The organism is Pseudomonadales bacterium (genome assembly GCA_041395665.1).
In the GTDB taxonomy this organism is placed as follows: domain Bacteria; phylum Pseudomonadota; class Gammaproteobacteria; order Pseudomonadales; family UBA7239; genus UBA7239.
Map to the genome: position 1 here is coordinate 232,523 of JAWLAB010000002.1, position 14,774 is coordinate 247,296.

Genomic DNA, 14,774 nt, shown 5'->3' on the forward strand with positions numbered 1-14,774 from the left:
CTTGGTAAGGTGTGCGCCATTCTTACCGCTACGCCTGCCGATGTGAAGCCGACCTCATGGCCCGACGCTTAACCGATCAACAACGCCGCCGCATCGCTCTGCAGCAAACACGCCGCCGCAATAAAGTGGATGACATTGCGAGCGACACCGCGCCGGATGAAGCGCAGCTCGGCGCAGAGCAAGCCGTGTTGGTAATCGCGCATTACGGCAGCCAATTGGATGTGGAAACTTTTGATACACCGCCGCGCACCGTGCGCTGTTTTTTGCGCGCCAATATTGCAGCTTTAGTAACGGGTGATCACGCGATTGCCAAATTGCCGCCCGCTGATAACGAGCAACTCACCACAGGCGTTGTCGTTGCTGGCAGCGAAAGGCATTCGCTGTTAGCGCGCCCCGACAGTCGCGGTTTGTTGCGACCGGTTGCGGCGAATGTGGATGTGATTTTGATCACGCTCGCACCCGTGCCTGAGCCTTTTCCGATTTTGATTGATCGCTATTTAGTCGCTGCCAGCTTGCACCATATTGCGGCGGCGATTGTGTGCAATAAAACTGATCTGCTCGACGACAAGCATCGTCTATACATAGAGCCGCTGTTACAGATGTATCGCGACATCAGTTATCCCGTTTTTTGTGTCTCCGCAGAAAAAAATGAAGGTGTCGCTGCGCTGCAAGATTTTTTACGCGACAAAACGGCGGTGATAGTCGGGCAATCTGGCGTAGGAAAATCCTCATTGATTCGCACACTGTTACCCGATGTGGAAATTGCTGTTGGCGCGTTGTCCGCCGGTGTAGAAAAAGGTCGTCACACCACCACCACCGCGCGGCTTTATCATTTACCCAATAGCGGAAACATTATTGATTCCCCTGGCATTCGTGAATTCACACTACAACATTTGCCTGCGCCAGAATTGCTGCAACATTTTCCTGATTTATACGAGCATGCGCAGCACTGCCGTTTTCGCGATTGCCAACACGAACACGAACCGGATTGCGCCGTACTCGCCGCCGAACAAGCGGGTACTGTTTTTCCTGAACGCCTCGCCAGCTATCGCCACATTCTTAGCAGCTTGAACGCTGCGTAATTTTTTATCGACCATGACTGAAACCACACCGCAAAAATTAGATGCCAGCATCGCGATTACCGCAGCGGGAAAACGCGCGATTGATTGGTTGGCAGAACACACGCCGCTCTCACGCATGCAATGCAAAAAAGCGATGGCGCAAGGTGCTGTCTGGCTACAAATCAACAAAAAACAAGAACGATTGCGCCGCGCGACACGCGAATTACCCGCCAATAGCAAACTGCATATTTATTTTGATGCCGCGATACTCGCGTTAAATCCGCCCACACCGACACTGATTGCCGATGAGCGCAGCTACAGCGTGTGGTACAAACCAGCGGGATTATTGGCGCAAGGTACGCTGCAAGGCGATCACTGCTCGCTATTGCGACTCGCGGAACAACAAACACAACGCAAAACTTTTTTAGTGCACCGATTGGATCGCGAAGCCAGCGGCTTGATGTTGGTGGCGCACACCGAAAAAGCTGCTGCTGCGCTGTCTGCATTATTTCAAAACAATCGCATCGAAAAACATTATCGCGCCAGCGTCGTTGGTAAATGTGAGGCTGTTTTGTCCGAAGATAAAACTGCGCTGCCCTTCAAAATTGACAGCACGATTGACGGCAAACACGCACTCACTTGGATAGACGGCGCGAGCTACGATGCTGGCAATCAATGCACACATTTACGCATTCATATCGACACCGGACGCAAACACCAAATTCGTCGCCATCTCGCTGAATTGGGGCATCCCATCATTGGCGATGCGCGTTACGGCACAGCAACAGGGCAAGCGCATTTAGCACTCACCGCCAGTGGCATGGCGTTTTTATGTCCGCTGGCTAACCGCAAACGACAATACACCCTACCCGCCGATTTACTCTCACAGCATTAACGGAAAGACTATGTTTGATCCACACGCTCTATTCACCGTTCGCGCCACCAATAAAACACTGCAAGCGGAAATCCAACAGAAAATTGATGGCAAAACCAAACCATTGGGTGCGCTTGGCACATTGGAAACCATCGCACTGCAAGTGGCGTTGATTCAGCAATCGTTGATGCCAACATTAAATAAACCGCACATGCTGTTATTTGCTGGCGATCACGGCATCACCGCCGAAGGTGTCAGCCCTTTCCCTTCGGAAGTGACGCAACAAATGGTGCGTAATTTTGTCAGTGGCGGCGCGGCGATCAATGTGTTTTGTCGCCAACACGGCATTGCGATTGATGTGGTGGATGCCGGTGTGAATGGCGATTTACGCGGCCTGCCTATCAAGAACGTTAAAGTGGCGGAAGGCACGCGCAATTTTTTACACGAACCCGCAATGACTGCCGCGCAGTGTGAACAAGCTGTCTCACGCGGCGCGATGTTGGTGCGTGCGAGCGCAGAATCCGGCTGCAACATCATCGGCTTTGGTGAAATGGGCATTGGCAACACTTCATCCGCCACCGCAGTGTTTTCGGCGCTGTCTGGCACAGCGATTGAAGATTGCGTAGGGCGCGGCACAGGTTTGAATGATGAAGGTTTAGCGCACAAAACGACTGTATTAAATGCTGCGCTAAAAAAACACGGGGAGCTTAATGATCCATTTGAAATTCTTTGCACTTTCGGCGGCTTTGAAATTGCCATGATGGTTGGCGCGATTCTCGCTGCGTGTGAGCAAAAAATGGTGGTGATGATCGACGGCTTTATCGCCAGCAGCGCCGCAGCGATTGCCTTTGCACTAGAACCGCCAGCACGCGATTACTGTATTTTTTCACATCTCTCCGATGAAGCAGGACATCGCAAAATTCTCGATTATTTGCAAGTGAAACCACTGGTATCACTCGGCTTGCGTTTGGGTGAAGGCAGCGGCGTCGCCGTCACTTATCCTTTAATTCAATCTGCCGTTTTGTTTCTCAATGAAATGGCTTCTTTTGATAGCGCGGGAATTTCTGGCAAAAACCATGACTGATTTTTCATCCACGCAGCATTTTCAATCACCACATTGCTTGATGGTGCAAGGCTGCACTTCTGACGCAGGCAAAAGCACTTTGGTAGCGGGATTGTGTCGCGTTTTGGCGCGGAGCGGTGTGCGTGTAGCACCGTTCAAACCACAAAACATGGCGTTAAACAGCGCAGTGACGATAGATGGCGGCGAAATTGGTCGAGCGCAAGCCGTGCAGGCGCAAGCGTGTTTTCTCGAACCACACAGCGATATGAATCCAATTTTATTGAAGCCGAATACAGATACTGGCGCGCAGGTGATTGTGCACGGCAAAGCACTGCGCAATATGGATGCTAAAAATTATCACCAGTACAAAAGCGAAGCGATGCAATTCGTTTTGCAATCGTTTAAGCGATTGTCACAGCAATACCAACAAGTGATCGTTGAAGGTGCAGGCAGCCCTGCTGAAATTAATCTGCGCGATCGCGATGTAGCCAACATGGGTTTTGCCGAAAAAGTAGATTGCCCTGTGATTTTGGTGGCCGACATTGATCGCGGCGGCGTGTTTGCCCATTTGTGTGGCACGCTGGATTTATTGAGTGCATCCGAACAGCAACGCGTGATTGGTTTTGTCATCAATAAATTTCGTGGCGATGTGGCGCTATTGCAACCCGGTATTGATTGGCTAGAACAGCGCACAGGAAAACCGGTATTGGCAGTGATGCCCTATTTACACGGTTTGCACTTAGAAGCGGAAGACGCTATCGCTAGTAACACACATGAAAAAAATCATGGGGAGCGTTTGCGTGTAATCGTGCCTGTGACACCGCGCATCAGCAATCACACCGATTTCGATGCCCTACGCCTACATCCGCAAGTGGATTTGCAATTTGTGTGGGCGGGCAAAGAAAAACCTTCTGCTGATTTAGTGATACTCCCCGGCAGCAAAAGTGTGCGCAGCGATTTAGCGTTTTTGCGGGCGCAAGGCTGGGATTCGTATTTGCAAAAGCATTTGCGCTACGGCGGAAAGTTGATGGGTATTTGCGGCGGTTTTCAAATGCTCGGCAACAGCATTGCCGACCCGTATGCACTGGAAGGTGAAGCGGGCACCGCGCAAGGTTTCGGCTTTTTAGATTTCAACACCGTGCTAGAACCGGAAAAACAATTGCTGCGCGTGCAAGGCACATTACAAACGACAGGCGCAAAAGTCAGCGGTTATGAAATTCACTGCGGCGTCAGCAACGGTTCCGCACTGGAAAACTCTGCATTGAATTTAGGCGATCACAACGACGGTGCTATTTCATCTGATGGCGCTATTTTCGGCAGCTATGTGCACGGTATTTTTGACGAGACAGAATCACTGAGCAGTATGTTGGCGTGGGCAGGTCTGCGCGATGTGGAAGCGTTTGATTATCGCGCGCGCCAAGAAGCAGATATTGAACGATTAGCGGATGCGGTTGAAAAACATTTCAACGCTGAATGGCTACAACAGCAAATCAAGCCACTGCGTTAGTAGGGTCAGCAACCATTTGTGCAATACGGTGCTTCCAAGGTTCAATATCAGTGCCGTCCGATTCCAACAACAAAAAACCGGCAAGGAAATCTTTTTCACGGCCTACTTTCGCCACCCATTTTACTTCGCCGGTTAAATGGTAGTGGCGCGGCTCACCGAGAAACTCCACACACAAGCGCAAAATACTGCCGGGGGCAATCGGCTTATCTACAATGATCTGTAACCCATTGGCTGATAAATCAATCGTTTTAGACACCACCACATTCGGCTTGCGCTCTTCACCAGAAGGCGAAGCATAAGTTTCGACAAAAACTACCAATTCTTGGCTGACGCGCAATTCCGTGCGCTGACAAGATGCTGTCTCATTATTCATAGCTATTTCCCTCTACTCCTTGCGCAAAGTCTGTATAACTTTGGCTAACGAATTTTCAAATTGATCGCCCTGCTGCACGATGCGCGCTTTGTTATCCAGCAACATTTTGATCAATTCATCGCGGCGCGGCTCTGCCAGTTTTTTACCGTCGCGTCCCACGAAAATTAATTTATCGGTAGCATTCATGACTGCCGCCAGTTTGCAACGCTGACGCTCGCCATTGATTTCAATATCGACCCACGCGCCGATTCCTAGTGTACGCACCGAGTTCTGTACCGCTTCCCATTCATCGATACGCGCCTGCTTCTCTGCTTGTAACAGTCGTTCACGCTCTGCTTCTTCTACTTCTCGTTGCCGTTTTGCCGCTTCTGCAGCCTCTTTTGCCGCCAAGGCTTTTTGATGCTGCGCTGCTTCTTCCGCTGCGCGCTGTGCTTCTTCAGCTTTTTTACGCGCCTCTTCGGCAGCTTTTTGAGCAGCAATTTCTGCTAAACGCGCCTGCTCCTCTGCCTGCTTGCGCGCCGCTTCTTCAGCACGCGCTTGTGCTTCTAATTTTTCTTGTGCGATGCGCTCGGCTTCGCGTTTGGCTTTTTCCTGCGCTAAACGACGACGCTCCAACTCAGCGCGCTGCCTATCGGCAATCTCTGCCTTCATCAAACTCTGTCGCTGGTAAAGCTGTAAGAAATTAGCGACTGTGTCGCGAAATACTTGCGAGAAATTATTGTCATTATCCAATAAGAGAATATGTCGCGCTGTTAGCAAATACGCGAATTCTTCTAGCGTTTTCTCCAAGCATTTTGCGCCGAGTACATTGGCAAACAACAACTGCCCACCGTCGTCTGATTTCATAATCAAACGGCAATGTAATTTTTCTCGTCCATCGCGTTGATAAACCAGCCACTGCCCTTCCGGTATTTGACGCACTTGATCAAGCAAAGCTGAACTGATGTTTGCAGCAACACCATTTTCATCACTTAAACCCGACAAAGGATGTGCTGGCCGCACCTCCACTTTACCGCCCAACAAAATCTGCATGTGCAATTTTTCAACGCGTGTGACCCAGCTCTCCATTTCGGCTGCATCCGTCACGCTGACTAAATTTTTAGCCAACAGAGGAATTACTTTAGGAATAGTTTGATAAACCTGCTGCATGCCAGCGTCATCTTCTGCGCCCAGCATGGAATCAATTAACATTTCCGACACGCGAACAACTTGTTTCCATTCGTCGCTGTTATGGCCTTTGCTGAGATAAACCATTTTCATGGAGTTCAGCAGTGGACCTTTGAGCAGCTCTTCCACCACATCAGGCATCGGTGCGCGTTCTAACAGCGCACTGATTTGCCGACGCACAATACGGTCTGCTGCTTCACCGGCCAATGCGCCTTGCGCTGTTTGGCGGATGCGTTCCACCAAGGTGTTAGCGCGCTGAAAATCCTTTGCCAGCTGCGCATCCAATTCTTCTAACCATGTTTGAAAAAGCGCAGTAGTGGGATCGGCCGTGCGTACGCGCTGCAACATTTCATCCAAACGCTGACGATATTTTTCGCCAGGCTTACCCAATTCGGGGCTCCAATAACGCCCCGCATCCCACAACTGATCTAACAGATGAAACAAAGGGTGTTGTAAATCACGCAACACTTGCGGCTCACGCAGTAACACACTCGCCACCAGCGGGCGCAGCGCGAGAAAAGCGTTCAGTAATTCTGGCTCTAAATCGGTTTGCGATTGCCCTTGCTCAAACACCTGATCGCAAAAATACAAAAGATTGGCTTCTTGTTGCGATAACTGCATTGCGCCTGGGCGTTGTATCGCCTGCTCTAGCGATTCATCCGGCGGCAGATCGACATTCTGCAATCCCACCAAACGCGCCAACAGCGTGGCACGCGTGCGCTCGTTTCCCTCGCTCACTTCAGCGGTAGAAAATTGGCCTTTGGCGAGTGCTTCTTCGAGGGGGAGATCAAAAGACATTTGGGCGCAATACACGGCTCATCAAACACTTTGCCAGCATACCACCACCAGTGCTTCTTGCCGCCAGTGTTATGCTGAACACTTGATTCAACTCTATTTTTTGACGACACATGAAACACGCTGATTGCATTCTTGTTGATGGCTCCTCCTACCTCTATCGCGCCTTCCACGCACTGCCACCGCTGACCACCAGTAAGGGACAGCCCACGGGCGCAGTGAAAGGCGTAATCAATATGCTGCGCAGCCTGCGCAAGCAGTATCCGCACAGCGCCATCGCCGTGGTGTTCGACCCGAAAGGCGACACTTTTCGCAACGCGTTGTACGCCGACTACAAAGCCAATCGCCCACCCATGCCCGACGATTTGCGCGCGCAGATTACACCGCTGCACGCGCTGATTCGCGCGATGGGAATTCCACTGCTGATCGTCGATGGTGTGGAAGCCGATGATGTGATCGGCACGCTGGCCGTGCAGGCGCGCGATCAACAACAGGAAGTGCTGATTTCCACCGGCGACAAAGACATGGCGCAGTTGGTGGGTGCACATGTCACGCTGGTCAACACCATGACCGATACCGTGATGGATCGCGATGGCGTGATTGAAAAATTTGGCATTGCACCGGAACAGATTGTCGATTACCTCGCGCTGATGGGCGACAAAGTCGACAACATCCCGGGCGTGGAAAAATGCGGCCCGAAAACCGCCGTGAAGTGGCTGCAAGAATTTGGAACTCTCGATAATGTGATGGCGAACGCCGACAAAGTCAGCGGGAAAATCGGCGAGAACTTGCGCGCAGCTTTGAGTTTTTTACCGTTGTCACAACAACTCGCCACCATCAAAACCGATGTAGAGATGCCCATCAACTGGCGCGACTTACAAGCGGGCGAACCGGATCGCGCTGCACTGCTCGAATGGTTTACCGAACTGGAATTCAAAAGTTGGATTGCAGAAGTGAATAACGGCGGCGATGTGATTGCTGCCGCTACTGCACCAACAACGCAAACCGAAACTGTCCCCGCACAATACGACACCATTACTGACATGGATCACTTGCAACAGTGGATCTCACGCTTGCAGTCTGCACCGTATTTTGCACTCGACACGGAAACTGATTCGCTCGATTACATGCAAGCCAATATTGTCGGGTTGTCCTTTGCAGTCAAAACAGGCGAAGCCGCTTATGTACCCGTGGCGCACGATTATCTCGGCGCGCCAACACAATTATCACGCGAAGCCGCACTCAAAGCACTCCAACCATTACTGGAAGATACTTCCATTAAAAAAGTGATGCAGAACGGCAAATACGATATGAATGTGTTTGCGCGCGCCGGCATTCAATTGCGCGGTGTGGCGTATGACACAATGCTGGAATCTTATGTTTTAGATTCCGTCGCTACGCGCCACAACATGGATGATCTCGCGAAAAAATATTTGGATTACGACACGGTTGCTTTTGAAGATATCGCCGGCAAAGGTGCGAATCAATTGTCGTTCAATCAAATTGACTTAGAAAAAGCAGCGTTTTATGCCGCTGAAGATGCCGATATCACCTTGCGCCTGCACGAAACCCTGTGGCCACAACTGAGCGCCACACCGGCGTTGCAATCAGTTTTTGACCACATCGAAATCCCTTTGCTTCCTGTATTGTCGCGCATCGAGCGCAACGGCGTGCTGGTCGATGTCAAACGCTTACACAAGCACAGCGTAGAACTGGGCGAGCGCATGCAAGCACTCACGCAAGAAGCGTTCACACTCGCCGGGCAAGAATTTAATTTGAGCTCGCCCAAACAACTCGGCGAAATTTTGTACGGAAAATTGAAACTGCCTGCGCTGAAAAAAACACCGACCGGACAACCGTCTACCGCCGAACCGGTGTTGGCAGAACTCGCACTGGATTACCCGCTGCCGAAAGTGATTATGGAATATCGCGGCGTGAGCAAACTGAAATCGACTTACACCGATAAATTGCCGCAGATGGTAGACCCTGCAACTGGTCGCGTTCACACTTCGTATCACCAAGCGATTGCGTCTACAGGGCGTTTGTCTTCTTCAGATCCCAATCTCCAAAACATTCCCATTCGCACGGAAGAAGGTCGTCGCGTGCGACTGGCGTTTATCGCGCCCAAAAATTACAAAATGCTCGCCGCGGATTACTCACAAATTGAATTGCGCATCATGGCGCACTTATCTGCGGATGACGGTTTGTGCAACGCGTTTGCACAGGGTTTAGACATTCACCGCGCCACTGCCGCCGAAGTGTTTGATACCGCATTGGAAAAAGTGACTACCGAGCAGCGCCGCAGCGCGAAAGCCATCAACTTTGGTTTGATTTACGGCATGTCCGCTTTTGGTTTAGCGAAACAATTGCACATCGGTCGCCATCAAGCACAGGAATACATTGATTTATATTTTTCGCGCTACCCCGGCGTATTGCGTTACATGGAGGAAACACGCCAACAAGCTGCCGAACAGGGTTTTGTTGAAACGCTGTTTGGTCGCCGTTTGTATCTGCCCGATATCCGCTCCAAAAACGCCGGCTTGCGCCAAGCGGCTGAGCGCACAGCGATCAACGCACCGATGCAAGGCACGGCAGCCGATATCATCAAGCGCGCGATGATCCGCGTCTCGGAATGGCTGCAACACACGAAAACCGATGCGCGCATGATCATGCAAGTACACGACGAGCTGGTGTTCGAGGTCGCTGAACGCGATGTCGAGACCGTGCGCGAGACAGTCTGTAGCCTGATGTCTGCCGCAGCCGAACTGCATGTACCACTGGTCGTCGATGCCGGCATCGGCGACAACTGGGACGAAGCCCACTGAATACAGCCAACCTCATGAAACATTCACTGTTATTGCAAACTTTTGACAAGGAGCCCCGCATGGACACCACGAACCCGATACTGAAACTGGCCGCACCCGCCATCATCGCTTTTGCCGGCATCAGCGTGCTGACCTCGTCGTGGTACACCGTCGATGAAGGCGAGCGCGCCGTGATCCTGCGCAATGGTGCCGCCATCGGCACCGCCGAACCCGGCCTGCACTTCAAGATACCGGTCATCGACCGAGCCGTGCCAATTTCGGTGCAGACATTGAAAGTCGAGTTTGACCAGATGCCCGCCTACTCGAAAGACCAGCAGCCGGCCGAGATCAAGCTCTCGGTCAACTTCCACGTACTGCCTTCCAGCGTGCAGTCCATCTATTCCACCTACGGCTCGGTGGAAGGTCTCGTCGACCGCATCCTGCGCCCGCGTGTGAACGATTCCACCAAGGAAGTGTTCGGCCAGTTCACCGCCGTGTCGGTGATCCAGGATCGCGCCAAGTTCGGCACGGATGTCTACCAGGCTGTCATCAAGATCGTCAGCAATGACATGGTGATTGAATCCATCCAGATCGAGAACATCGACTTCTCCAGCGCCTACGAACAGAGCATCGAGCAGCGCATGCTGGCCGAAGTCGAAGTGCAGAAAGTTCGCCAGAACTGGGAGAAGGAAAAAGTCTCCGCCGACATCACCCGCACCCGCGCACAGGCCGAAGCTGATGCCCGGTTGGCACAGGCCACGGCCGACGCCAAGGCGATTGAACTGCGCGGCCAGGCCGAAGCGGCCGCCATCCGCGCCAAGGCCGATGCGCTGCGCGAGAGCCCGAACCTCGTAACCCTGATCCAGGCCGAGCGCTGGGACGGCAAACTGCCGGCGACGATGGTGCCGGGCTCGGCGGTGCCGTTTATCGGGGTGAAATAACTTCACCTCACCCGGCGCTGCGCCATCCTGAATCCACCTCACCCGGCGCTACGCGCCACCCTCTCCTGAATCAGGAGAGGGTTGAGATGCTGCCTGCTGTTTTTTCCCTTCTCCCGCTGGCGGGAGAAGGTGGCCGAAGGCCGGATGAGGGTTATCTCGCCAGCGCATTCCGTATCTTGCCAAACATTTCCTCATCGTGATGCCACAACCACATCAGCGAGTTGTATTCCTTTTCGCGCCAGCAACCCGCGCTGTATTCAAATCCATAGTCCACTTTTCCGTCAGCCGCCTGGAAAGACAGCACCAGCAAATCGCCGTCTGCTGGCTGCAGTGCCACATCGAAAGCATCAACCTCCCGCAAACGCGCCAGAATGTGTTCGCGATTAATCGCATCTACAGCAGGATCCAGATAATACGGCGGCTGGATGGTGCCTATGATCATTTCATTCTTGTCTTGCGCCTGACGATAAAAAATCCAGTAGTGGCACAATCTTTCCACATCAGCCGTCTTGCACGTACACAGTTTGAATTTGTCTGATACTACGCACATGGCACACCCTCACATCCCGCAGAATTTCCCATCCTCCACCCTTACCTTCCCCACCACCACCAGCATTTCCAGTATCGATGGCAGGCGTTTTTTCCATTGACCTTTGCCGGTGAAGTTTGCAGCGATGGCGTCGAGGTCCATCGGCGTTTTGCTGGCGGCGAGCACGTCGATCACGGCTTTCACTTGTTCGATGTCGGCTTTCGGCCACGGTTGTTTTTCTACAGCAGCAACGATTGGCTCACTCACTTCCGGCTCCACATCCAAAGTGGTTTGCACGGCAATGGTTTGTGCAGCGGCTTGGCCTTGTGTGTTTTGTGCGCTCTTGTTTTGATATTCCGGTCGCAACCAACGCACGATGCCGCGCTGTTCTTCTTCAACGCGCTCGGCATTTAATGCAACAAGGCGCTCCAATAAAACCTCATCCAATTCGCGCTTGATGTCGATGCGCAATGACCCCTCCGCCGCTGACGCGGCACCTCCCCTATTGCATAGGGGAGGATTTATCTCCCCCTGCGAAGTAGGGGGAGTGGCGCGCAGCGCCGAGGGGGTCACACCATTCACCACCTGCATCAGTTCTGCCAAATCATTCCAGCCATACGCATCAAGCACGGCGAGGTCGAGTTCATCGTGCAATTGCTTGAGCACGGATACCAGCCCCTGTTCGTGGATGGTTTTTTCCTTCGCCGTCAGCGCGTCGCCGCTTTTGAGCTTTTCCAGTACGTTGTACATGCCGGTGAGCGTCAGCTCCGGGTGCTGCGCCTGCTGTTTCTTGCGATGCGCATCCAGCTGCTCCGCCAGCTCGCGGATTCTGGCTTTCTGTTCTTCCGTAGCAGCAGGGAACGGGAACGGCTCGAAGCAGCGACTTTTGTTATAGCGCGGGTCATTGCCAACACCAAGGCGACCGCCCGCCGCCAAAGCCCATGTAACGTGGATATTGCTGGAGAGAACGCCAAGATGGAATGCATCAGAAATAGCAATGCAAACAAGCATATTATCTGGAGCGATTGATTCATCAAGAAATTGAAACGTTCTGTGTTTAGCTGTTTCTACAGTAGCAACATAGCGAGATAGCCCTTCACAATAACCCCTTAACTCCGTCCTTGTCCGACCAAAAACCCACCAATTTTCTCGAATAGCTTTATCCTTATTTGCATCTCTTTCTGGTTTTACTCTCTCAAGTAGCCACTGATAAGCTGCAGGATATTGCAATCTAAGGTTATCGACCGAAAATCCAAACGCATCAATAACCATAGCTCCACGAGACTTATCAGTTAAATCGCGTCCGTTTCTGTAGGAATATACCAGCGGATGCCTGCCATTTAACCCTTCTCTTTTTGCCAGAAAACTTTCTTCTTCAGGAGTCAGAATAAACCCTGACCCGAAAAGCATATAACCTCGACTTGTTAAATTTTGGTTCGACAAAAGCATAACGGCAGATGCAACATTCGCCCCAACTCGCAGATCCGCATGCAAACTACCTTTCGTTGCACTGATAGATAATTCCGGCTCATCCTGCCCGACATCCTTTTCCGCATCGACAGTCAACAACTTGCCAACTTTCTGCCCAGCTTCCGCCACCGTCATCGAAATGCGCACCGCCGCACCATCGGCATTATCCACCCACGGATGATCGGGAATCGCAAACACCAGAGAAAGTGGCTGTTTACTATTCATGTGATTTTCAAGAACGCGCCGGTTAAATGTCTGCTTCAAACTATTAGTAGTAATAAAACCAAAACGCTGCAATTGTTTACTGCAAAGCAGATCCGCCGCATGGCTCCACCAGAACATCACCAGATCAGAAGAATCCGGCACCTCTTTCCACGTTTTGCGCAACGCCTCCACATAACCTTCGCCCAAGGCATTGATCATCCGCGACGCACCAATAAACGGCGGATTACCCACCACAAAATCCGCCTGCGGCCACTCGTCCTTGCGCGGATTGATGTACTGCTCAATGGTAATGCGCGCGGTTTCATCCGGCACATCCTCGCCCGTCACCGGATGCTGCTTGAACGTCTTGCCATCCCAGCGCGACACCGGCACGCCTTTCTCATCCCGCAACAACTCGATGCCGTCATACGCCAGCACGGCATCGCGGTTTTCAATGTTGTGGAAATCGCGCAACACCGGCTGCGGAGGCTGTGCATTGCCGTTGGTTTTGAAATGCCATTGCAGATAACCAATCCACAACACCATCTCAGCAATACTCGCTGCGCGTGGATTTAACTCAATACCAAGAAACTGGTGCGGATCAACCGTTAAGCCTTCCGTCTCCAAACTCATTGATACATTCAAATCGTGCAACTGGTTCAACACTTCGCCTTCCAGCCGTTTCAAGTGTTCCAGCGTTACATACAGAAAGTTTCCCGAACCGCAAGCAGGATCCAGCACGCGCACATTGCACAAACGATGTTGAAATTCACGCAACACATTTTCGGCTTCTTTTGTTTTTCCTTCACTCGCCAGCATCAGTGCCGCCGTCTGCGCGGTGCTCCATTCTTCGCGCAGCGGTTCAATTACGGTTGGCAACACTAAACGCTCGACATACGCGCGCGGCGTGTAATGCGCACCGAGCGCGTGACGCTCAGTCGGGTCGAGTGCGCGTTCCAGTAGCGTGCCAAAAATCGCTGGTTCTACTTGGCTCCAATCTTTTCTGCCCGCTTCAATCAACAGCGCAATTTGATCGCGATCCAACGGCAACACATCTTGTTGTTTGAACAACTTGCCATTAAAGCGCAACACATCGGCGCGCAGAGAAACGGCAAAACCGCCGCCATCCATCGTCTTCCACAAATCTGTTACCAGCGGCACAAATTGTTGCGGTGCGTTGGCGAGTGATTCCAATAATTCAGTGAACGAACGCTTCGGCAGCAGGCCAACATCTTCAGCAAAAAAAGTGAACAAGCAGCGCGTGAGAAATCCAGCCACGCGTTCGGCACCGTAGTTCGCGCTTTCCAATGCTTTCGCGATACCGGCCAGTTGCGCGGCAATTTCGCGCGTGACTTTGGCAGATTGGCGCGTGGGATCCAACGAGAGCGGATCACACCAAATAGTTCTCAAACGCTCGCGAATTTTTTCATCGCGCAGATCATCGAGCTTGATGCGGTGCGAGCGCGGATCAGGAAACGGTGTGTAGGTCGCGCCGCTGCGAGAGAACTCGGCATAAACATCAATGAGGTTACCAACATCCACCACCAACAAAAATGGTGGGCGACCTTCACCGGCCGGCAAAGCGCGGGCGTACTGCTCGGCTTGTTTGTGCGCTTTCAACAATGCCACACCGAAACCCTGCGTGTGCTCGCCTTGCTTGAGTTTCTTGTTCTCCAGTACGAAAGCACCACGGCGGTAACAATCGATTCTGCCCTCCGCCGTTGAGCCATCGGCGTTGTTGAAGATCACGCGGCGTTCAAACACATAGGCGTTGTCGCGCGTGTCGGCCTGTGCCGGGTCTGGCACCGGCACGCCGAGCAGTTCACACAGCTCGCGGGTAAAACTCTGCGCGTTGGCAAGTTCCGAGCCGTCGGCACCGCGCCAGCGCGTGATAAAAGATTCCACAGGAGAAAAAGATTCGTTCATGTTTTTTTGTGATCCATAGAAGTCGACAAGAATAACCTGCCGCAAGCGCACAGCGTGATC

General features: G+C 52.2%; 10 protein-coding genes. 6 read left to right on the forward strand and 4 right to left on the reverse strand.

Annotated features, from left to right (window positions below; genetic code table 11):
- The first annotated feature begins 56 nt into the window (after positions 1 to 56).
- The 4 genes from rsgA to R3E63_03695 are packed head-to-tail and all read left to right on the forward strand — an operon-like array spanning position 57 to position 4,505.
- Positions 57 to 1,082 (forward strand): small ribosomal subunit biogenesis GTPase RsgA, encoded by a 1,026-nt coding sequence (rsgA, locus tag R3E63_03680; protein MEZ5539056.1) that lies wholly within the window; start codon positions 57 to 59, stop codon positions 1,080 to 1,082.
- A gap of 13 nt (positions 1,083 to 1,095) precedes the next feature.
- Positions 1,096 to 1,956 (forward strand): RluA family pseudouridine synthase, encoded by an 861-nt coding sequence (locus R3E63_03685; GenBank protein MEZ5539057.1) that lies wholly within the window; start codon positions 1,096 to 1,098, stop codon positions 1,954 to 1,956.
- Positions 1,957 to 1,966: 10 nt separating this feature from the next.
- The gene (gene cobT, locus R3E63_03690) at positions 1,967 to 3,019 is read left to right on the forward strand and encodes a nicotinate-nucleotide--dimethylbenzimidazole phosphoribosyltransferase (GenBank protein ID MEZ5539058.1); all 1,053 of its coding nucleotides are present in this window, start codon (positions 1,967 to 1,969) and stop codon (positions 3,017 to 3,019) included.
- The gene (locus tag R3E63_03695) at positions 3,012 to 4,505 is read left to right on the forward strand and encodes a cobyric acid synthase (protein ID MEZ5539059.1); all 1,494 of its coding nucleotides are present in this window, start codon (positions 3,012 to 3,014) and stop codon (positions 4,503 to 4,505) included. The genes cobT and R3E63_03695 overlap by 8 nt, the downstream gene beginning before the upstream one ends.
- Here R3E63_03695 and R3E63_03700 read toward each other — a convergent pair.
- Both R3E63_03700 and R3E63_03705 read right to left on the reverse strand, forming a co-directional pair.
- Positions 4,489 to 4,878, reverse strand: coding sequence for a PilZ domain-containing protein (locus R3E63_03700; GenBank protein MEZ5539060.1), 390 nt, complete (start codon positions 4,876 to 4,878; stop codon positions 4,489 to 4,491). The two genes, R3E63_03695 and R3E63_03700, sit on opposite strands and share 17 nt — an antisense overlap.
- A gap of 12 nt (positions 4,879 to 4,890) precedes the next feature.
- On the reverse strand, positions 4,891 to 6,843 hold the full coding sequence (locus R3E63_03705) for a DUF1631 family protein (protein ID MEZ5539061.1): 1,953 nt from the start codon (positions 6,841 to 6,843) through the stop codon (positions 4,891 to 4,893).
- Positions 6,844 to 6,953: 110 nt separating this feature from the next.
- Between R3E63_03705 and polA the strand changes: the two genes are divergently transcribed.
- Together polA and R3E63_03715 are read left to right on the forward strand one after the other, a co-directional pair.
- Positions 6,954 to 9,665 (forward strand): DNA polymerase I, encoded by a 2,712-nt coding sequence (gene polA / locus R3E63_03710; GenBank protein ID MEZ5539062.1) that lies wholly within the window; start codon positions 6,954 to 6,956, stop codon positions 9,663 to 9,665.
- A gap of 59 nt (positions 9,666 to 9,724) precedes the next feature.
- On the forward strand, positions 9,725 to 10,585 hold the full coding sequence (locus R3E63_03715) for a prohibitin family protein (GenBank protein MEZ5539063.1): 861 nt from the start codon (positions 9,725 to 9,727) through the stop codon (positions 10,583 to 10,585).
- 151 nt (positions 10,586 to 10,736) lie between these two features.
- On the opposite strand, the gene R3E63_03720 is transcribed toward R3E63_03715, so the two are convergent.
- Together R3E63_03720 and R3E63_03725 are read right to left on the reverse strand one after the other, a co-directional pair.
- Positions 10,737 to 11,084, reverse strand: coding sequence for a hypothetical protein (locus tag R3E63_03720; protein ID MEZ5539064.1), 348 nt, complete (start codon positions 11,082 to 11,084; stop codon positions 10,737 to 10,739).
- Positions 11,085 to 11,144: 60 nt separating this feature from the next.
- Positions 11,145 to 14,714, reverse strand: a complete 3,570-nt coding sequence (locus R3E63_03725) for a type IIL restriction-modification enzyme MmeI (protein ID MEZ5539065.1) — start codon at positions 14,712 to 14,714, stop codon at positions 11,145 to 11,147.
- Positions 14,715 to 14,774 lie beyond the last annotated feature (60 nt).

Excerpts from the sequence above, each read along its gene's own strand:
- polA (MEZ5539062.1), top strand. The coding sequence starts at position 6,954 with ATGAAACACGCTGATTGCATTCTTGTTGATGGCTCCTCCTACCTCTAT.
- rsgA (MEZ5539056.1), top strand. The coding sequence starts at position 57 with ATGGCCCGACGCTTAACCGATCAACAACGCCGCCGCATCGCTCTGCAG.
- R3E63_03725 (MEZ5539065.1), bottom strand. The coding sequence starts at position 14,714 with ATGAACGAATCTTTTTCTCCTGTGGAATCTTTTATCACGCGCTGGCGC.
- R3E63_03715 (MEZ5539063.1), top strand. The coding sequence starts at position 9,725 with ATGGACACCACGAACCCGATACTGAAACTGGCCGCACCCGCCATCATC.
- R3E63_03700 (MEZ5539060.1), bottom strand. The coding sequence starts at position 4,878 with ATGAATAATGAGACAGCATCTTGTCAGCGCACGGAATTGCGCGTCAGC.
- R3E63_03685 (MEZ5539057.1), top strand. The coding sequence starts at position 1,096 with ATGACTGAAACCACACCGCAAAAATTAGATGCCAGCATCGCGATTACC.
- R3E63_03705 (MEZ5539061.1), bottom strand. The coding sequence starts at position 6,843 with ATGTCTTTTGATCTCCCCCTCGAAGAAGCACTCGCCAAAGGCCAATTT.
- cobT (MEZ5539058.1), top strand. The coding sequence starts at position 1,967 with ATGTTTGATCCACACGCTCTATTCACCGTTCGCGCCACCAATAAAACA.
- R3E63_03695 (MEZ5539059.1), top strand. The coding sequence starts at position 3,012 with ATGACTGATTTTTCATCCACGCAGCATTTTCAATCACCACATTGCTTG.